At 42.2% G+C, this 19,664-nt stretch carries 13 protein-coding genes; 7 read left to right on the top strand and 6 right to left on the bottom strand.

The window, feature by feature from the left end:
- Positions 1 to 354: 354 nt before the first annotated feature.
- From QZZ43_RS17280 to QZZ43_RS17270, 3 genes are all read right to left on the bottom strand, one after another.
- Positions 355 to 1,410, bottom strand: a complete 1,056-nt coding sequence (locus QZZ43_RS17280) for a DUF4249 family protein (protein WP_291861924.1) — start codon at positions 1,408 to 1,410, stop codon at positions 355 to 357.
- A gap of 25 nt (positions 1,411 to 1,435) precedes the next feature.
- Positions 1,436 to 3,880: a TonB-dependent receptor gene (locus QZZ43_RS17275; RefSeq protein ID WP_291861922.1), complete on the bottom strand. Its 2,445-nt coding sequence runs from the start codon at positions 3,878 to 3,880 to the stop codon at positions 1,436 to 1,438.
- Between the two features lie 176 nt (positions 3,881 to 4,056).
- Entirely contained in the window at positions 4,057 to 4,821 is a 765-nt protein-coding gene (locus tag QZZ43_RS17270; protein WP_291861920.1) for a ThuA domain-containing protein, read from the bottom strand.
- A gap of 608 nt (positions 4,822 to 5,429) precedes the next feature.
- On the opposite strand from QZZ43_RS17270, the gene QZZ43_RS17265 reads away from it, so the two are divergent.
- A complete protein-coding gene (locus QZZ43_RS17265) occupies positions 5,430 to 7,202 on the top strand; it encodes a long-chain fatty acid--CoA ligase (protein WP_291861918.1) in 1,773 nt (590 codons plus the stop codon).
- A gap of 5 nt (positions 7,203 to 7,207) precedes the next feature.
- On the opposite strand, the gene QZZ43_RS17260 is transcribed toward QZZ43_RS17265, so the two are convergent.
- From QZZ43_RS17260 to QZZ43_RS17250, 3 genes are all read right to left on the bottom strand, one after another.
- Positions 7,208 to 8,095, bottom strand: coding sequence for a lysophospholipid acyltransferase family protein (locus QZZ43_RS17260; protein ID WP_291861916.1), 888 nt, complete (start codon positions 8,093 to 8,095; stop codon positions 7,208 to 7,210).
- A gap of 483 nt (positions 8,096 to 8,578) precedes the next feature.
- Positions 8,579 to 9,937 (bottom strand): ATP-binding protein, encoded by a 1,359-nt coding sequence (locus QZZ43_RS17255; RefSeq protein ID WP_291861914.1) that lies wholly within the window; start codon positions 9,935 to 9,937, stop codon positions 8,579 to 8,581.
- Positions 9,934 to 11,307 (bottom strand): sigma-54 dependent transcriptional regulator, encoded by a 1,374-nt coding sequence (locus tag QZZ43_RS17250; RefSeq protein WP_291861912.1) that lies wholly within the window; start codon positions 11,305 to 11,307, stop codon positions 9,934 to 9,936. The genes QZZ43_RS17255 and QZZ43_RS17250 overlap by 4 nt, the downstream gene beginning before the upstream one ends.
- A 336-nt stretch (positions 11,308 to 11,643) precedes the next feature.
- Here QZZ43_RS17250 and QZZ43_RS17245 point away from each other — a divergent pair, with 336 nt between their 5' ends.
- From QZZ43_RS17245 to QZZ43_RS17220, 6 genes are all read left to right on the top strand, one after another.
- Entirely contained in the window at positions 11,644 to 12,894 is a 1,251-nt protein-coding gene (locus tag QZZ43_RS17245) for an efflux RND transporter periplasmic adaptor subunit (protein WP_291861910.1), read from the top strand.
- A 198-nt stretch (positions 12,895 to 13,092) separates the two neighbouring features.
- Positions 13,093 to 13,449, top strand: coding sequence for a four helix bundle protein (locus QZZ43_RS17240; protein ID WP_291861908.1), 357 nt, complete (start codon positions 13,093 to 13,095; stop codon positions 13,447 to 13,449).
- A 153-nt stretch (positions 13,450 to 13,602) separates the two neighbouring features.
- Complete coding sequence (locus QZZ43_RS17235) at positions 13,603 to 14,301, top strand: ABC transporter ATP-binding protein (RefSeq protein ID WP_291861906.1); 699 nt, start codon at positions 13,603 to 13,605, stop codon at positions 14,299 to 14,301.
- Positions 14,302 to 14,483: 182 nt separating this feature from the next.
- Entirely contained in the window at positions 14,484 to 16,814 is a 2,331-nt protein-coding gene (locus tag QZZ43_RS17230; RefSeq protein ID WP_291861905.1) for an ABC transporter permease, read from the top strand.
- A 243-nt stretch (positions 16,815 to 17,057) separates the two neighbouring features.
- On the top strand, positions 17,058 to 18,881 hold the full coding sequence (locus QZZ43_RS17225) for an ABC transporter permease (protein WP_291861903.1): 1,824 nt from the start codon (positions 17,058 to 17,060) through the stop codon (positions 18,879 to 18,881).
- Between the two features lie 2 nt (positions 18,882 to 18,883).
- Positions 18,884 to 19,405 (top strand): FtsX-like permease family protein, encoded by a 522-nt coding sequence (locus QZZ43_RS17220; RefSeq protein WP_291861901.1) that lies wholly within the window; start codon positions 18,884 to 18,886, stop codon positions 19,403 to 19,405.
- Positions 19,406 to 19,664: the final 259 nt, after the last annotated feature.

Raw genomic sequence — 19,664 nt, 5'->3', positions numbered from 1 at the left:
TTTGCAGAGATTGCTTTTTCGAATAGTCGGGATTTGCAATGACGAAATCTCCGTGTAGCAACCAGGGATAGTCAGAACATATAAACCGGATCCACTAATGGAGGCCAACTACTCATTGAAGTTTTCTTTGTCACAGAAACAGGGGCTTTGGTTGCGGCGCGCAACATTTTTTTAATAAATTAGTTTCTCTTTTCAAAAATACTCCGTTGTCCAGAAGTTTCTGGATTATAAACAGCTGATAGTTAATTCATTAAAAAGACTATGCACCTGCGGCGCAATTCACTCATAATAAAACCTTTGCGTCATCGCGTCTCTGCGTTTAAGTTTTTATTAACGAATTATTCACCAAAGAAATTAGTAATAATTGTTGTAAGTATTTACATCAAATTCCAGGGTAACCGAAGAGGACGAGACAGCTCCAAAAATGCCCAATCCATTATTTACATTGGAGTATATCTGGACTTTTTCGGCAAAGGGATCTCCATCAACTTCTTCTGCCTGGGCCAGTGAATACATAAACTGAAAAAGCGCCTCATCGTAAGCATCTACCCAGAAAGTAATCTTGTCCACTTCGTCCCCATTCATTGCCCAGTAAGGAACAGTCAGATTAAGCTGGAAAGCACCTGAAGGCTGGTTCTTTGTGGAATAGTAAACCTTTGTGCCATGACTCTCATATTCCTGGAAACTAATGTAATATTCTCTCCAGTTTTTTGTGAATTTCACAGCCCTGTTATTGGTATAAAAGCTCGGATATTCATTATAATATCCCAATGTGTCTGCGCTGCTATAGTAACAACTATCGTAAATTACAATGCTACCGTCATCTAATGTTCTTTCAGTTTGTATGCATTCCCAACTTTCGTAATCGTATTCTATTACTGCTTTGTTGATCATAATGGAGGTACCAAACAACTGGGTTTCGGTGTCGGGATTTAACGTCAGTGAAAATTCGGCACGTAATTCCGGTTCACATCCAGTGCAATCCTGCAAGGGTTTGTCAACAGGGCCGTGACTGGTTGCTGTAAAATCCACGATGGGTGGAACGGTTGTCTCTGCGCTAACGGTTTCCAAACCTTCGACAGTTACTTCGACTCTGTAGGTGCTGCCAGGCTTGGGATAGTGGCTCTCGAAAATATAATAGCCTCCACCAATCGAAGTTGGTTCTCCTAAAGCCGTTTTATCCTCATACAGCGAGATCTCTGCATTGTTGATAGTTGTTGTTTTGGTGGGAGGGTTGAATATCTGACTGGTGGAAATGTTGATTTTGATGATGCTGTCAGGCTGAAGTATAGCATTCAGTACCAATCGTGGATTTTTTTTATCATATTCGAAATCGGAAACGTACTTTTCACAATTGGTGGTCAGGATTATCAGAATTACTGACAATGTTGTTATCAATGCTTTTTTCATCGGTAAGTATATTGAGGTTTGAGGATTAAAATTTTATGCTCCAGCGCACATAAGGGATGATGTTGAAGATACTTAATTGTTTGAGGCGGGAAACCTCCTGTTGCTTCTCTTCATCCCATTCATTCGATTTGTAAATCATAAACGGATTGTTTCGGGCATAGGCATTGTAAACTCCAAAACTCCAGGTACGGTCAACACGTTTTTTCTTCTTGTGAAAATTTATTCCTAAATCCAGACGGTGATAAGCAGGCATTCGGTAATTGTTACGGTTGTCGAAATGGTCTATCATATCATTGCTTCGGAAGGTTTCAACTGAATTGGGCTCCCTGAAGAAGGTAAAAGGCGAATTGTATTTTTCGTCTTCCATGGTCATCGGATAGCCGGTACGATAAACCCAGGTAACGCCCATGTCTGTCTTTTCTGAAAATTTGATGGTCGATACCACCGAGAAATCATGACGGGCATCGTATTTAAAAGGAAATGTCCGGCCAAAGCTGATGTTATCGAAACGGCGATTTGCCCAGGAAAGAGTGTATCCCATCCATCCCGAGAGGATGCCGTCGTGTTTTTGGGCCAACAGTTCCACACCGTAACTTTCGCCTTCGCCGCTGGTTACCAGGTCTTCCCAGTTGCCCTGGTTGAGCTCAAAGAAACTGGCTCCTTCAGCGTAATCAATCAGGCCACTCATTTTTTTGTAGTAACCTTCAACAGAATACTCGAAGTTGGGATTTGGTGAATAGGAAAGTCCGATAGCACTTTGCCAGGCGTTTTGAGGCTTTATTTTCTTTGTGGCCGGCACCCACAGGTCGGTAGGCAATCCCATGGAGGAGTTGGCCAACAGATGCAGATATTGTTGCATCCTGCTGTACGAGGCTTTGAGGGACATACGGTTCGATAGCATAACTCTGGCCGATATACGGGGTTCCAGTGACTGGTAAGTCTTGCCCTGAATGCTGAATGCAGAATAATGGGCTCCAATGTTGACTTTCAGGAAATCGTTGAGCGTAATGTCATCTTCAGCATATAAAAGAAATTCGTTGGCTTCCAGATTTTTGTTGCCGTAGGTGGTGTCGATGGCGGCTTCATTGCCACCGTAATTGTCACGGTTTACAGTTACACCGGGGGAAAAATAATGGAGCGTGTTTTGTGCCCCAAAGCGAATGTGATGGGCAGGAGAAGGGAAGAAGTCAAAATCTGCCTTGACAGCAAAATCTTTAATCTGACTGTAATATTCGTAGAAGTATTCAGACTTCTCAATCTCATTGTTACTGTGTGAAATTTTTTCTTCCTGATAGTTTTCGCTGATGCTGAATTTGTAATTGCTGACGGTAGCTGTCATGTTGGCAAACAGTTGATTGTTGATGATATAGTTCCAGCGCAGGGCACCTGTTGTATTGCCCCATTGAAGATTGGCTTTGTCCTTATTTTTGTAAGTAAAAGTTTCATATTCATCACTCCAACCGTCGTTTGTGCTAAATTCGTATTTGTCGTTTACGAAAAACTTGTCTTTACCGGTATAAATACTAAGGTAAAGTCGATGTTTATCGTTGAAAATATGATTGACCTTGGCATTGAAATCCTGCAGAAAATAGCCTATCCAAAGGTTCTCGTCATCACTTTCATTATTGGCCATTATCTGAATGGGGTAGGACAATACATCAATGTACGACCGTCTGCCGGAGACCATAAAAGATGTTTGGTCTTTTTTTATGGGGCCTTCCAGTGTGAGTTTTGAGGAAATTAGTCCGATGGAGGCATTTCCCTTAAACTCTTTGTTGTTTCCCTCCTTCATGCGTATGTCAAGTACTGAAGAGAGACGACCTCCGTACCGGGCCGGGAATCCCCCTTTGGTAAGGGTTACATTCCTGATGGCATCAGAATTAAAAACCGACATGAAACCAAACAGGTGATTGACATTGTAAACGGGAACACCATCCAATAAAATCAGGTTTTGGTCGGGACTTCCACCTCTGACATAAAATCCACTGGTGCCTTCCGTACCTCCTTGGGTTCCAGGCATTAACTGCAGTGTCTTTATGATGTCGGTTTCGCCCAAAAGTGAGGGGACCAATTCAGCTTTGGAAGGAGAGAGGTGTATGGTGCTCATCTCGCTGCTTTTGATGTTTTGCATGGGGCTTTGGGCTGAAACTACCACCTCTGAAAGTTCAATGACAGGTTTCAGAGCGATGTTTAATATGGTATCCTTAGAGAGATTAAAAGTGGACTGAAATGCCTGGTAGCCGGTAAAAGATACGGTTAAAGGAACCGTCCCTTTCGGCTGTGTAAAACTGTAAAACCCATAAACATTACTTACGGTTCCCGTTAGTGTTTCAGGGTTGTAGATGTTGGCTGATAATAGCGGTTCGCCGGTGCTGGCATCAGTAATGGTTCCGCTAATGGTGAATTGCTGCCCATAGGCGGTGGTTGCCAAAACTGTTAAGAATAACAGATTCAGAAGAACGATTCTCATTTTCTGGTTAGGGTTTATGTTAGTATTATAATATGTAAAATTTGGAACCAAAGATAGTGCCAAATTTTATATTATGTTGTACAGAAAATCACACTTACCCTAAATAAATATATTGAAACACTGGTGTCCGTTTAAAGAAAAGAAATTAGTTTCTCCCGATCATAGTGTTTTTCAATCTAATCTCTTTTGGCTGTCCATAGAACGGCTCCTTCAAGGTGTTTAAGGAATATCGGATTGTGATAAAGCCCGGGTTCATGCCCTAAAGCAGTCTGAAAAACTTTGCCTTCGCCTACTTCTTTGTACCATACCAGAGGGTGGTCGCCCATTCGTTGTTTGGCACCTTCAAACCAACGGTCGTCGTCCACATCGTAGGAGCTTTCATCAATGGAAATTAATACATGCACATTTTCCCGTGGATTGCGATCGAAACTGTACCATTCGTCCGTGACTATCCAGGTGGATTCAGGAAAATGTTCTGTGGCCGGATGTGAGCGGTCTTCAATGATGAGTTTTCCTTCCTGTGATGGCGGGTGCCCGACAAAGGAGGCCCCGATAGCCTCTGCATACCATGGCCATTCGTATTCTGTATCAGCACCGGTATGAAGGGCCAGTAGTCCGCCTCCGGTTTCAATATAATTCTTCAAAGCTTCCTGTTGGTCTGCTTCCAGAATATCTTTGGTGGTATGTACAAATACTACCAGGTCAAATGCTTTTAAATCTTTCGGATTAAAAATTTCAGCCTCTTCTGTTGCTGTTATTTTCCAGTTGTTTTGTTCTGCCAATTGACCCAACGCCACTAGGCTCTGAGGAATTGCGCCGTGTCGGTATCCTGCTGTTTTGGAGAAAGCCAGAATGTTAAAATTGGCTGTTTTTTCCTGAGCTTCGGAAGAAGTTGTTGCTATCATAAATAAGAAAAGTATGAGATATATTGCTTGTTTCATTGTTTAAATTTTTTCGGGATGGAAGGAAAGAGGCTTGCAAAATTCAGAAAATCATCAGGTAATGCTAAAGATAATGATTTCTTTCACAAAAAGGCTGGTTCTTGCTCAATTAAACCAGCCAATCTTTTTCAACATAAATCGCTGAGATGTGAAAGAGTTGTAACAAGCAAACATTCAATGCAATCACGAATAGCTGAGGAGCAGTGACAGAAGAAAGTTATCGTTCTGTCGCCTCTTGCGGCTGAAATTGTTTTATGTGGTAAGGACGTCTCTTATAACAAACGGTCAGCGAAAGAAAAATAACAATCATAAATAAAACTTCCCTTTACTCATTTATTAAATAGATCGATTCCGGAATTGGAACCAGCTAACTTTCATAACCTCTATGGCCACTTGCCTCATGTAACCCAAAAGAGTTTTCTTCGTTAAAAAAAACGGATCGAAATTTGATTAACTCTGAGGATACATGATTTCAGGACGGTTTTAACGGGGGACGAAAGAGATAAATAGAGATTTACACCTCTCATCCTGTGCTTTTAGCGAATCTTGATTGAAGTTGTAACGTAGAATTATTTAGTTTTTGAAATATACCCCGGAAAGAAATATTTATGGAAAACCATGTAATTAGAATGCTCCTGAGTCGAATTGAGGAGTTTGGATCTGAAGAAATAATTCGTTTTAGAGAGAAGACCAAAAAATCGTGGAGCTGGAATCAGTTGGGCGAAAAAGTTGAGGAGGTGTTGTCCGGACTTCATATTCTGGGCAGCAGGGCAGAAGATAATGTGGGAATTATCAGCCAAAACCGGGCTGAATGGTTTTTGACTGATCTGGGGATAATGGCCAATCGTGGAGTGGTGGTTCCGATGTATGCTACTTCCTCCATGGAGCAAATCAGATACATACTGAATGAGACAGAAATAAAAATCCTCTTTGTTGGTACTTGTGAGCAAAAGGAAATGGTGAAATGCCTGTTGGATGAGGAGAACACGCTTGAGCGGATTATTGTGTTTGATAATTGCAACACGGTGGATGACAGGATTTTGTCTTTTTCTTCGTTTTTGGGGCTGTCCCAGGAACAAAGTTTTCATATTTCCCTTTCTGATAAACTTGTTTCTTATCAGCCTGATGACCTTGCCACCATCATTTATTCATCAGGAACCACCGGAGAACCCAAGGGAGTGATGCTAAAGCATTCTCACTTTGTAAACGCCTGGAAAATTCACGAGGAACGGCTGAGTCTTAGTCCTGATGATGTTTCTCTAAGTTTCCTTCCATTAAGTCATGTTTTTGAGCGGATCTGGTCGCATATCATGCTTTACAGCAGGGTGGTTATTGTTTTTCTTGATAATCCACGGGATGTGGTGGATGCCCTGAAAGAAGTCAGGCCCACTCAAATGTGTGTTGTTCCCCGATTTTTTGATAAAACGTATCAGGGCATCCAGGAGGAGATGTTGAGGTGGTCTCCTGTGAAACAGAAGATATTTAAATGGGCTATTGCAGAGGGGCTTCAGGCAAATGGCTATCGAAGTCGTAATGCTAAATTGCCTCTCATTTTAAAATGGAAACTGGCAGTGGCCGACAAATTGGTTTTTCGGAAATTAAGAAATGTTTTTGGAGGGAACATTCGTTCTATGCCGTGTGCAGGTGCGACTTTAAGTCAGGATATTTTGAAGTTTTTTAATGCGTTCGGCTTGTTTGTTACTTATGGTTACGGGCTCACCGAGACTACTGCATCTGTTTCCTGTTTTCGTAATGATGTATATACCTATGGAACCTGTGGGACAGTGATGCCTGGCGTTGAGGTGAAAATTGGTGCGGAAAACGAAATTTTGGTAAAAGGAGATAGTGTTTTCAGCGGTTACTACAAAAAAGAGCAAGAGACAGCTGCTGTCATGACCGATGGCTGGTTTCATACGGGTGATGAAGGAAAATTGACCGAGGACGGAGATTTGATAATGACCGATCGCCTTAAGGACCTGATGAAAACGTCGGTGGGGAAGTATGTGTCGCCCCAGAAGATTGAAACATTGCTGCAGCAGGAAGAGCTGGTAGAGCAAATTGTGGTGGTCGGCGACAACCGTCCGTTCGTTACTGCTTTGATTGTTCCGCTTATGAGTAAGTTAAAGGAGATGGCCGGCCAAAAGATTATTGAAAATATAGCTGATCAGGATTTATTGTCGCATCCTGGATTGTTAGAGGTTATCGAAGACCATGTTTTAGCAGCTCAGCAGCACCTTGCTTCTTATGAAAGAGTTAAAAAAGTAAAGCTGCTGGAGGAACCTTTCACCATCGAAAATGGCACCATGACTAACACCCTGAAACTGCGTCGGCGCAAGATTGAAGAAAAATATCGTGAGGTGATTGATGAGATGTATCGTTGAGGATGTTACTGTGGTGGTTTTCGTTTCCATCTTCTGTGCGACCACAGCCAGTTGTCTGGATGCCTGCGGATGTAATCTTCCAGAACTTTGGCATATTGTCGGGTAATTTCTCCCTGAGCTGTCTCGATAGGTTTTTCGGTGAGAATCTTCAATTCTAATTCGTAATGACCTCTCTTTATTCTGTCAATCTCGGCAAAAATCACCGGATAATTGTTGTGGCGGGCATGTTTTTCAGGGCCGTGAAGAAATCCGGTGGTTCTCCCCAGAAAATGAATCCAGTGAGCCGATGAAACCTTTGAGGGACTCTGGTCGGCGGCCATCACATATAGAGTGGGACAATCTTTATTTTCTGCAAAAGTATTGGTAGTGCCTTTTGTGGGTGAGAGAATGGTGCCAAACCGTGAGCGCGACCACCGCATCATTTTGTCGATGGGTTTGTTGCGCATTGGACTGTAAAATGCCACAACGTTGTAATTGGTAAAGATGCCTGCCGAGAGACTTCCCCATTCCCAGTTTCCAATGTGACCGGTAACCACGATAACACTTTTTCCCTGAGCATGGAACCGATTCAATAGTTCCGGATTTACTACTCTGTGGCGTTTAATCACTGTGCGCTGCGACATGGAAAAGCTTTTTAGACCTTCCAGAATGATATCTGATAAATTGCGGTAATATGCTTTTACTGTATGCTCTCTTTCTTTGTCAGATAAAGGAAGGTCTGATTTTTTCAGGTTCTCCTCAATTACTTTCAGGCGGTATTTAAAAACATTACCCAAAAGCCATGAAAAGAAGTTGGAAATGGCATAAAGAACAGGGAAAGGAAGTATGGCTATTAAGGCCAACAGTAACAGGAAAAGGAAGGCCCCTAGATATTTGCTGATTGTCTGAAACATAAGTTATATAAAAAATTTGATGTTGTTATTAGAGGTTGCTGTAATTGTCAACAGTCATGGATTTATTTTTTTGTTTATTGTAATAACGCTTACTCTATTGGACTTTGAAAGAAACAAATTTGTAGAAAATAATCATTAGACTAAATACATTATTGTTGATACGACCCGCTTTTGGGTCGATTTTCAGGCACATTTGGATTTCTATAAAGATTTGACCCGCTTACGGGGTCATGACTTAAATTATATCTGAATGGAGCCTGAAAGGCTCCTATGATTATAGTAGTTTGCAATATTATGCATCTCGACGCTGAAGGTGTCGAATATTTATAGTAAAGAGACATAACTTTTGAATAGATTTTTCTTAGAACAAGTATGAATTTTTGTGATGAACCCCCCATAAAGAAATTGTTTAATAAACTTACAAAATTACAATCGGGGTTAAGTCGTAATTACGGATTGTTGTCTGAAAAGTTTCCTGAAACATTAATCTGCCGAATCAACTTCAATGCAAAAGACGGTTTCTTTACCAGGCTGCGACCTGGCGTTAAGTTTTCCTCCATGAAGACGGATGATTTGCCGGGACAAGCTCAGTCCTATGCCACTGCCATTTTCACGGGTGGTAAAAAAGGGCACAAAAATTTCTTCCATGATGCCGGGTGGAATGCCGGGACCATTGTCTTTAATGGTGATTTCTACCCGGTTATCCGGGTTGAGTAAAACTGTAATTGATATTTTTCCATTATCATTACCTTCAAGAGCCTCTGCTGAATTTTTGAGCAGGTTTATCAGCACCTGCGAGAATAATTTTTCATCTGCCGGGATGCGTAAATCGGCATCCAGAATTTGCAAGGATATTCGCAGGTCAGGCCAGGAGGATTTATTGAGGAGTACGGTGTTTTCAATAAGGTTTTTGAGGTTGACCGGCTTTATTTCCGGTTTTGGAAGCCGCGTGAGTTTTCGGTACGATTCCACGAATCTAATGAGTCCTTTGCCTTGTTGTTCAATGACTTCCAGCCCCTTTGCTGTTTTGGCGATAACAGTTTCGGAAACCATTTCCGGTGTAATCACTTTTCCCTCCCGGGTGTACAGGTTCCTGAGGTTTTCAGAAAGTGAAGTAACCGGCGCAATTGAGTTCATGATTTCATGTGTGAGTACTCTGATTAATTTGAGCCATGAATCCAACTCCTGTTCGCTAAGTTGGTCATTGATGTCTTGAAGTGAAACCAACCTGAGTGTGCGGTTTTCATTCTTAAAAGAAGTTGATTTTATTAGGAGGTTGACAGTTCTTCCGACTGCCGTTTTGATGGTAAGCATTCGCTGATTTCCGGGGGGAAGGTTCAACAGCATATTGGCCAGCTGGCCGTCCACTTTCTTCAGTTGCCGGAGGTGGGTAAGTTGCTCGAGGCCCAGCATTCGTTTCAGGCTTTTGTTAGCATTAAGGATGAAACCGGTTTCGTCAAAAGAGATTATTCCTGTGGCTACATGTTCTGTTAGCGTTTGAAAATATTGTTCTCGTTGATGGCTTTCCGTCTTTATTCGTTTTAGTTGTTCGTTAATTCTGTCAAGATTTGAACTAAGCTGGTTAAGAAATTTGTCATTGTTATTTTTGGGAAAGGATAGTGCAGAGTCTTCATTTCGTACCGCATCAAAAAAATAGTTTATTTTTCTAAACAGCCGGGCTTGATAGGAGATCAGATGCCAGATCAGCAACAAAAATGAAAGTGAAGCCATCATTCCGAGCAGTTGGCTGTTTAAGTCGAAGAAGCCCCATCCTGCTGTAATTGCTGATGTCGCAATCAGAAGAATAACAATGACGGAATGTGTTATAAAAGAAAACTTCATTGCAGGTTCAGTTTTTTCATTTTGTTGTAGAGTGTCTGACGGGTTATTCCAAGTTGACTGGCGGCTGCGGTAATGTTTCCGGGGTGTTTTTCAATTGCCGCGGAAATAAGCTGTTTCTCCATATCTTCAAGGTTTAGGGTATCTTCAATCGTTCGGGAATGATTTCCTGTAACAGGCTTCAGGAAAAAATCATCGGGTTTGAGTACGTTGCTATCACTTAAAATTACTGCTTTTTCGATGGCATGTTCCAGTTCACGTATATTTCCCGGCCAGTTGTATTTCAGGAGTTTTTCTTGTGCCTGTTTGTTAATTTCCAATTGAGATTTATCGTATTTTGAGGCATATTTTTTTAGGAAGAACCGGGCCAGTATCAGCACATCTTCGCCGCGTTCACGCAATGGGGGCACTTCAATGTGTATGGTGTTGATACGGTAGAGAAGGTCTTCTCTGAATAGACTATCATTTACCAGCGAGGTAAGATTCCGGTTGGTGGCGCAAACAAGCCTGATGTTAATCGGTATGGAATTGTTGGAACCAACGCGGGTGACCTCCCTGTTTTGTAAAACAGTTAACAATTTGGCCTGAAGATGAAGGGGGAGATTTCCAATTTCATCCAGAAAAAGGGTTCCCTGATTCGCTACCTCGAATTTGCCGGCTCTGTTTTCTTTGGCATCCGTAAACGCCCCTTTGACGTGCCCAAACAGTTCGCTTTCGAATAGTGTTTCGCTGATGGCCCCCATATCTACCTCTACAAGCATCTCATTGCTTCGGACCGACAGATGATGTATCTCCTGAGCAATAAGTTCCTTGCCTGTTCCGTTTTCTCCGGTAATCAGCACGTTGGTATCGGTTTTTGCTACTTTTCGGACCAGATTTAATACCTGCATCAATTTAGGAGAAGAGCCGATGATGTGCTTCCGGTTGTTCTGGAGACCGCTTTTCAGGTCTTTTTCCTTTTGCTTCAGGGAGTTGACTTCTCCTCGCGATTGGCTGAGTTGAACGGCGGCTTTCACGGTAGCCAAAAGTTTGGTGTTGTCCCAGGGCTTCAAAACAAAATCTGTGGCCCCTGTTTTTAATGCATTTACGGCTAATTCCACATCGCCGTAAGCGGTAATCATAACTACCGATATTTCCGGCTTCTTTGTTTTTATGTGCTGAAGCCAGTAAATTCCCTCATTTCCCGTATTTGCTCCTGTTTTAAAATTCATGTCCAGAAGAACCAGGTGGTATGGAGTTTTTTCCAGCTGGGAGGTTATCAAATTGGGGTTTGAAATGCACTCAACTTTATCAAACTCGGATGAAAGAAGAAACTCCAAAGCCGTTAGAACGCTCTTATTGTCATCAACAATCAGGATATTTCCTTTGACCATATCGCATATTTTTTTTGATAATTCAAATGTATGGGGTTGTAAAGAGTAAAGCAAAAATGTGTCAAAATATTTTACAGGTGTGCGTATGTTTTTTTTACATACCGATGTGCTCTGATGAGGTTATTGTTCTGTTGTTCAATGTTTAGTGGTTTTTGGTATGGAAGTGGATATTAAAAGGGTGGAATGGTATAAGGGTAGGAAGGTAAAAAGATGAATGGATAGAATGGTGGTATTGGTTCAAAGGAACTCAGTTGCAAGGCAGAAGAAAGGAGGTTTTTGAACTTTTCAACTCACCAGCTAATGAAAAGTGTAATTTTAAATTGATGAAATATGTCAATGGACAGAGTCATAGAAAAGAAAAAAGGAATTAAAAAGAAGCATATTTATATTGCCTTGGGAACAGTGGTGTTGCTGTTTCTTTTGTACCAGATTATTTGGGCCGACCACAGTTCGGTGATGCGGGTGGAGAAAGAAAAATTATCCATAGGTACCGTGGAAAGCGGAATGTTCAATGATTACATAACCATCATTGGTCGGGTGGAACCCATTTCAACTATCTATCTCGATGCGATTGAAGGAGGACGGGTTGAGGAAAAAATAATTGAAGAGGGCGCCATGGTTCAGAAGGGAGATATAATTCTCAGGTTGGAGAATCGGCAGCTTTTTCAGACTATCCTCAACAGTGAAGCCTCTTTGGCCGAAAAAGAGAATTATTTGCGAAATACCCGCATCAGCTTTGAATCAGAAATGATACAATCAAAAAAGAGTTTGCTTGATAATCAGTTTCGTCTGCAACGAAAAAAGAGGAATTATGAACAATCCCAAATGTTGTATGAAGAAAAGTTGATACCGCGTGAAGAATTTTTGCAAGCCAAAGAAGATTTTGAGTATGAGAAAGGGTTATTGGAAATAAACCGGCTTAAAGCCCGGAATGATTCTATTATGTTGATGACTAATATGAAAACTCTGGACAATGACCTTCTGAAGATGCGCCAAATGTTGGGACTGGTGCGGGAAAGACTGGATAATCTTGAGGTTAAAGCCCCTGTTGACGGTCAGTTGGGAATGCTGGATGCTGAAATTGGACAGTCTGTTTCCCAGGGACAGCGCATCGGTATGGTTCATGTGCTGTCGGATTATAAAATTGAGGCCAATGTGGATGAGCACTACATCGATAAAGTGAGGAGGGAACTGCCTGCTGCATTCGACCGCAACGGGGACGATTACAAACTGCATGTGAAAAAGGTCTATCCCGAAGTTCGCGATGGTCAGTTTGAGATTGACTTGGTTTTTGATGGTTCCAGGCCTGAAAAAATCCGTACCGGACAAACTTATCATGTCCAGTTGCAACTGGGTCAACCCGCCAAGGCCGTTTTGATCCCCCGTGGCGGTTTTTTCCAGAGCACCGGTGGCCGCTGGGTTTTTGTGCTTAATGAGTCGGAAACCGCTGCCTACAAACGTGAGGTCAGAATCGGAAAGCAAAATCCCCGGTATTATGAAGTAATTGAGGGGCTGGAACCTGGAGAGAAGATTATTACATCGGGCTATGAGATGTTTGGAGAGAATGAGCGACTGGAGCTGAGATGAGGGGGCGTGGGCAGGGAGAATGGCAAAGGTGGAAGGGTGAAAGGGTGGAAGGGTGAAAGGGTGGAAGGGTGAAAGGGTGGAAGGGTGGAAGGGTGGAAGGGTGAGATGGTAGAATGGTGAAATGGTTTGGATTTGAGGTTGTATTTTATAGAATGTAAATTCTTATATTTCATTTTTTAACCTTAAATCTTACGAATTATGAACAACAGAATTGAAAAGTTTGAAGATCTCACAATCTGGCAAGAAGGAGTTAGTCTTGCTGTTGAAGTTTATCGCATTTTGAAAATCTGCAAGGATTATGGGTTACGAGACCAGATTCAACGCTCTGCAGTTTCAATACCATCGAATGTTGCAGAGGGTTTTGACCGTCAATCCAACAATGAATTTTTGAGATTCTTGAGAATTGCTAAGGGTTCTTGTGCTGAATTAAGAACTCAGCTAATAATAGCAGAAAGGGTTGGTGTTGTACAGGAAGATGAGAATCCCATGAATAAAACAAAAATATTATCCGCTAAAATCCAGAAAATGATAACCTACAGGGAGAAAAGAAGATAGAGAAAAGGTGGGACGATGAGAAGGTAGGAGGGTGAAAGGGCAAAAAGAGAAAGGTTTTCACCTTCTTTTTCACCGTTTAACCTTACTACCATCCAACCTTCCTTCCCTTTCACCTTTACACCCTCTTACCCTTTCTCCTTTAAACCATTTTTTATGCTAAAGACAAAAAACCTATCAAAAGTATTTCGCACTGAAGAGATTGAAACCAGTGCATTGAACCATGTTAACCTGCATGTTCAAAAAGGAGAATTTATGGCCATTATGGGCCCGTCGGGATGCGGCAAATCTACGTTGCTAAACATACTGGGATTGCTGGACAACCCTACGGGGGGCGAGTATTTTTTCGATGGCAGCGAAGTGGGCAGCTTAAAAGAACGACATCGTACCAGTATGAGAAAGGGGAATATTGGTTTTGTGTTCCAGAGCTTCAATCTGATTGATGAACTCAATGTGTTCGAAAATGTGGAGTTGCCCTTGATTTATCTTAAAATGAAGGCGAAAGAGCGAAAACAGAGAGTGGAGCAAGTGCTGGAAAGAATGAAGATAGCCCATCGAAAGAAGCATTTCCCTCAGCAACTTTCAGGGGGACAACAACAGAGGGTTGCTATAGCCCGGGCCGTTGTTGCCAATCCCAAACTGATTCTTGCCGATGAGCCCACCGGTAACCTGGATTCTAAAAACGGTCTGGAAGTGATGAATCTGCTCACTGAACTCAACCGCGAGGGAACTACCATCGTGATGGTAACCCACTCATTGCATGATTCTGAATTTGCCCACCGGGTGGTTAATCTTTTCGATGGTCAGATTATTACAGAAGAAGTGAAGAAGGAGCTGGGGGAGATGTTGCTTTAGGGCATGGAGCATGGGGCGCTGGATGGTAGAAGGGTAGAAGGGTAGGAGGATGAAATGGTTGAATGGTGAGTGTGTAAGACGCAAAGCCAGCTGCGTCAGCGTAGGCCATTTGAGCGTTGGGACCTGTTGGCGTTAAGGAAGCACAATTGGCGTTTGTGATTTAAAAGAAAATCAGATAAAAAATGAAAGATATACTGCTAACATTCAGACGACTAAAAAAGAACAAAACGGCATCTTTGCTGGGTATATCCGGGCTTGTGGTGGGACTTATTTGCGTAATGTTCATCTTTTTCTGGACAGTTGATGAGGTGAGTTACGATCGCTTTCATGAAAAAATTGACCGCATATTTGTGGTACATGCTTATCTTGAAGGAGGTCAGGAAAAAGTCACCTTCGGAGGGTGCCCCCCGGCTGTTGGTCCGGCGATTAGTGCTGAGTACCCGGAGATTGAGACCACCAGCCGCTACTGGCCACCATATACTGAATACCTTTTGGAGTTCGGAGATGAAAAATATATGGAGAAGGTGGCATTTGCCGATTATTCTTTGTTCGATGTAATGTCTTTTCCATTTATGAAGGGAGGTCGTGGGGAAGAAGGTGTTAAAAACAAAGTGGTATTGACCAGTACCACAGCTGAAAAGTTTTTCGGCAGCGAAAATCCCGTGGGTAAGATGATAGAATATAATAACAGTCTTGATTTGACGGTAGTGGGTGTAATTGAAGATATTCCGGAGAACTCGTCCATTCAGTTTACTGCGTTAATGCCTGTGGCTAATTTATCAAATCTGTTCAACCGCGAAAACTATCTGAACACCTGGTACAATAATAGTTTTGCTACGTTCGGGTTGTTGCATGAGCCGGAGAATTTTGACAAAATTGCCTCTTCCATCACTGACCGAATTCAGCAGGAGATGCCTGAGTCAACTAATTATTTGAGGGCTTATAAATTTGCCAACCGCTATTTGTTTGAAGAAAATCATATCCGCAACGTACATATTTTTGCACTCATCGCTATGATGGTCCTTTTGGCTGCCACGCTGAACTTCATTAATTTAAATACCGCCCGTTCGCTTAAGCAAATTAAAGAGACCGGATTGAGAAAAACACTCGGGGCAACTCGTCAGAGCCTTATCAGAATGATTTATTATGATATAGCTGTTATTTGTATGGGCGCTTTTTTGGTAGCTATACTCATTGCCGCTGCAGTGTTGCCTGTATTTAACAATATTATAGGTAAAAGCATTGATCCTCTGGCCATTTTTTCGTGGAAGCCTCTTCTCGTTTTGGGGTTGATTTATTTGGTAACGGTATTTTTTGCAGGCAGTTACCCTTCGTTTTATCTTACTTCGTTTTCGCCTGTTCGCACCATGCGATCGAGTAATAAGTCATTAAAAAGTAAAGGTTTTTTTCGAAATGCATTGGTGGCAGTTATATTCCTGGTTTCGCTTATGCTGCTCAGTTCAACACTTATCATTTCCAGGCAAACTGCCTATTTACAAAAAATGGATCTGGGATATGAAAAAGAGCAGCTCATATATATTAATCTGGAAGGGAAGCTCAAAGATGACTACAAGGTCTTTAAAAAAGAGATAAGTCGCCTTACCAATGTTGAATCAGTCTCGGTGATGTCATATCTGCCATTTAGAATTGGTAATAACGGAGAAGGCTGGAGCTGGGCAGGAAAAGATCCGGAATTTAAACCTCTGGTTACTGATTGGCGTGCTGATGAAGACATGATGGAAACCGTTGGGGCTAAAATGAAAGAAGGGACATACTTCAGGGCTTCAGATCAGGAGGGGGTAATTATAAATGAGGCTTTTGCCAATCTTATTGGATGGGACAGTTTTGAAGGAAAATCGCTGGAAGCTTATGGCTCAACCTTTCGTATTGTGGGTGTAATGAAAAATATTCACTTTAACTCATTTTCTGAAGAAATACAACCGTTGGCCCTTAAAACGCTCAGTGACGAGTGGTCCATTAATTTTCTGGTAATAAAAACCGGGGGTGGTGATATTCAGTCCACCTTGAATCAGATTCAGGACACAGGGAGGAATATTGAACCGGATATTCCCATGGATTATGGGTTTTTTGATCAGGAAATGGATATAATTCTGGCATCGGAAAGAAATTTGAAAATATTGGTGTGGATCTTCTCTGCATTTTCTGTCGTTGTTCTTATTATGGGGCTTCTGGGTGTGATCATGTTTATGGCCGAGCAAAAAACCAAAGAAATCGGCATACGAAAGTGCATGGGAGAGCCTGTCTCAAGTATTGTAACCCGGTTGATAAAACCTTTTCTGATTTCCGGACTTTTGGGGTTTTCAGTTGCCATTCCTATAGCCTGGGTTTTGATGAACAAATGGTTGCAGGGGTTTGCCTACCGGATTGATATGAATATTTGGATTTTTATGTTGGCAGGATTGCTTATTCTTTCGGTGGCCATCGTTACCGTTATATTCCAGAGCGTAAGGGCTGCAAGTCGCAATCCTGTGGAAGCCCTGAAGTATGAGTGAGGGGCACAGGGCATAGGCGTGGAGCATGGGGCCTGGAGCATGGGGCGGATGGTGAAAAGTAGAAGGGTTGAATGGTGAGTACATTGGTCACAAACCTGACTGTACCAGCCCAGGTAAATCCAAGAGCGTCAGCGCAGTCCATAATGGCGTGGTGACCGGTTGGCGTTTTAGCCCTTGGATAGCGTTTGAAGGAAGTTTGCCAGCTAATCAGTATTTTCTAAATCTATAATGATCTAACGCATCATGAATTTGCAATTTAAATTGGTTTTAACTAATCTCAAGAAGTCGAAGCTTACTACTTTCCTTAATTTAGCGGGACTGGTGAGTGCCTTTACTGCTTTCACTCTCATAATGCTTTATGTATGGCATGAATATCAGTATGACAACTACAATGAGCATGTTTCTGAGATTTACAGGGTTGAAGTAAAGCTTCCGCGTCAGGAAAAAACTTCGGTTTATTTGATGGGCCCAACCGGGAACACAATTACAAATGAATTTCCTGAAATTGAGGTCTCCACCATTTATATGCCTTGGGGAACATGGGAAGAGGGGTTTTTTCAGTGGGAGAGAGACAGTGGTAAAGCTGATGGATTCGAGAATTATGCGTATGGAGATGAAAACCTTTGCCGGATATTTTCTTTCAGTTTTGTGGAGGGGAATGAGCTGGAGGCCCTTTCCCAAACGGGGACAGTGATAATCTCGGAGCACTTTGCCACCAAAGCATGGGGCAAAACCAATGTGTTGGGTAAGACCCTGAAACATGACGATGAGTATTACCGGGTTACCGGCGTTTTTGAAGATCTGCCACAGAATTCAGTAGTGCAGGCTCCTGTTATTCTTCGATTGCGAGAGAACCACTACCATATACAGCGGGCAGAGACATGGAGCATTGTCAATTACCCCACTTTTATCAGGGTAAAAGATGGAACAGATGCCCGGATGCTGCAAAAAAAGATCAATGACCAATCAGCGAGTATCGAGAAATATAACAAATTTCTGAATGAGGGAGAGTCCGTGCAGTTGGTACTCCGGCCATTGAGTGATATGCATTTTACAACCGAAGTTGCCGAAACACCTCTGTTCTCCTCGAACAGTAAAAATTTTGTGGATGCGCTTTTTCTGGTGGGGATATTAATTGTTATTGTAGCGCTTATTAATTATGTAAACCTCACAACTGCTTCGATACCACAACGCATAAAAAGTATTAGTATCTTCCGGATTCTTGGTGGCAACCGTTTGAGCATCGGAAAAAGTCATGTGTTGGAAGCCCTCCTCTTATTTGGATTTTCTTTCATTCTTGCTGTGCTTTTTGCCTTTTTTCTGATAAAAGACTACTCTTTTATGCTTTTGGGGTTTGAATTACCCATTATGCAAAATCCCTGGCTTTTCGTGTTTTTCGGATTCTCTGTTTTTGTTTTTGCAGTTTTAGCCGGAGTTTTCCAGTCGTGGCAAATAACAACTCAAAACCCTGTTATTTCACTTAAAAGATTCAATGGACGTCAGAAAGGGACTATGAGGGCCATCTTAACGGTTACTCAGTTTGCTGCTACTATTGCGTTGATCATTGCATCAGTTGGTGTTATTAAGCAGGTGAAGTTTATGCAGGACAGCAAATTGGGATACAATAAAGAAAATACCCTGGTAATTCAGATGAACAATGACTTGCGTGATAAATATCTTCATTTAAGGGAACGGTTGTTAGAGTCACCATCCATAAGAGAGGTGGGATTTTCAAGAGCCGTTCCCGGACAGGCAAAAGAGATGAATTCTTTTGTAGTGAATGGTCAAAAATGCCAGGTGTGGTATTGGGCGGTTGGTGCAGACTATATTCCCATGATGGATTTTAAATTAAAGGAGGGGCGTTTTTTTAGAGAGGGTGAAGGAGATTTGAACAACATCATAAGTAATGAAACAGCGGCAAAACAGTATGGCTGGGCATTGGGCACTCAGGTGAATAATGGTGTTTTGGTTGGGATTCTTAAGGACTTTAACTTTGTGTCACTGCGCGAGAATGTGGAACCTTTTGTTTTTGGTATTCTGACAATCCGCGGTACTTTGGAAATGTGAGTGTGAAATTTACAGGAGACAACGTAAAAGAAGCACTTTCGGATGCGCGCAATATTTACCAGGAGCTGAGTCCCGAACTTCCCTTCAGATATTTCTTTTTGGATGAGCACATGAAGGCGCTGTATCAAAATGAAAGCCGGCAGGCTGGTTTTATTATCGCTTTTAGCTTTCTGTCCATCATTGTTTCTATTCTGGGAATTGTGGGGTTGTCTGTTTTTCTAAGTCTTTACAAAACCAAAGAAATAGGTGTTAGAAAAGTTAACGGGGCAACAATAATTGAGATAATGACTATGTTGAACCGGGATTTTGTAAAATGGGTGATCATCGCTTTTGTCCTGGCTGCACCTCTTGGGTGGCTGGCGGTAAACCGATGGCTTGAAAATTTTGCCTATCGCACTGCTTTGAGTTGGTGGATTTTTGCTTTGGCCGGATTTCTGGCATTTTTGATTGCACTGGTTTCTGTGAGTTGGCAGAGCTGGCGGGCGGCAACAAAGAATCCTGTTGAAGCGTTGAGGGATGAGTAAAGCCTCCCCACCCCTTCCCAGGGAGAGGCTTATGGTTTCTGCTGATATTTTGGGATGTATAATTAATCAGAAATGACCAGAGAGCTCAGGGTTGGATGGAGCAAATGTAGAAGGGTGGGATGGTGGAAAGGTGAAAAGGAGAGAGCGTTGAACACAAACCCGACTGCGTCAGCGCAGGCAAACTCAATTGCGTCGGCGCAAGCCGTTTGAGTGCGGCGACTAGTTGGCGATGTGTTGGCGATTAAGGTTGCGGCTCAGA

The sequence above is a fragment of the Marinilabilia sp. genome (assembly GCF_016278715.1).
Taxonomy (GTDB): domain Bacteria; phylum Bacteroidota; class Bacteroidia; order Bacteroidales; family Marinilabiliaceae; genus Marinilabilia.
This window is presented reverse-complemented; position numbering and strand designations above follow the sequence as displayed.

Coding starts and splice junctions, on each gene's coding strand:
- QZZ43_RS17240 (WP_291861908.1), top strand. CDS start 13,093: ATGAACAACAGAATTGAAAAGTTTGAAGATCTCACAATCTGGCAAGAA.
- QZZ43_RS17265 (WP_291861918.1), top strand. CDS start 5,430: ATGGAAAACCATGTAATTAGAATGCTCCTGAGTCGAATTGAGGAGTTT.
- QZZ43_RS17255 (WP_291861914.1), bottom strand. CDS start 9,937: ATGAAGTTTTCTTTTATAACACATTCCGTCATTGTTATTCTTCTGATT.
- QZZ43_RS17235 (WP_291861906.1), top strand. CDS start 13,603: ATGCTAAAGACAAAAAACCTATCAAAAGTATTTCGCACTGAAGAGATT.
- QZZ43_RS17260 (WP_291861916.1), bottom strand. CDS start 8,095: ATGTTTCAGACAATCAGCAAATATCTAGGGGCCTTCCTTTTCCTGTTA.
- QZZ43_RS17230 (WP_291861905.1), top strand. CDS start 14,484: ATGAAAGATATACTGCTAACATTCAGACGACTAAAAAAGAACAAAACG.
- QZZ43_RS17270 (WP_291861920.1), bottom strand. CDS start 4,821: ATGAAACAAGCAATATATCTCATACTTTTCTTATTTATGATAGCAACA.
- QZZ43_RS17245 (WP_291861910.1), top strand. CDS start 11,644: ATGGACAGAGTCATAGAAAAGAAAAAAGGAATTAAAAAGAAGCATATT.
- QZZ43_RS17225 (WP_291861903.1), top strand. CDS start 17,058: ATGAATTTGCAATTTAAATTGGTTTTAACTAATCTCAAGAAGTCGAAG.
- QZZ43_RS17250 (WP_291861912.1), bottom strand. CDS start 11,307: ATGGTCAAAGGAAATATCCTGATTGTTGATGACAATAAGAGCGTTCTA.
- QZZ43_RS17280 (WP_291861924.1), bottom strand. CDS start 1,410: ATGAAAAAAGCATTGATAACAACATTGTCAGTAATTCTGATAATCCTG.
- QZZ43_RS17275 (WP_291861922.1), bottom strand. CDS start 3,880: ATGAGAATCGTTCTTCTGAATCTGTTATTCTTAACAGTTTTGGCAACC.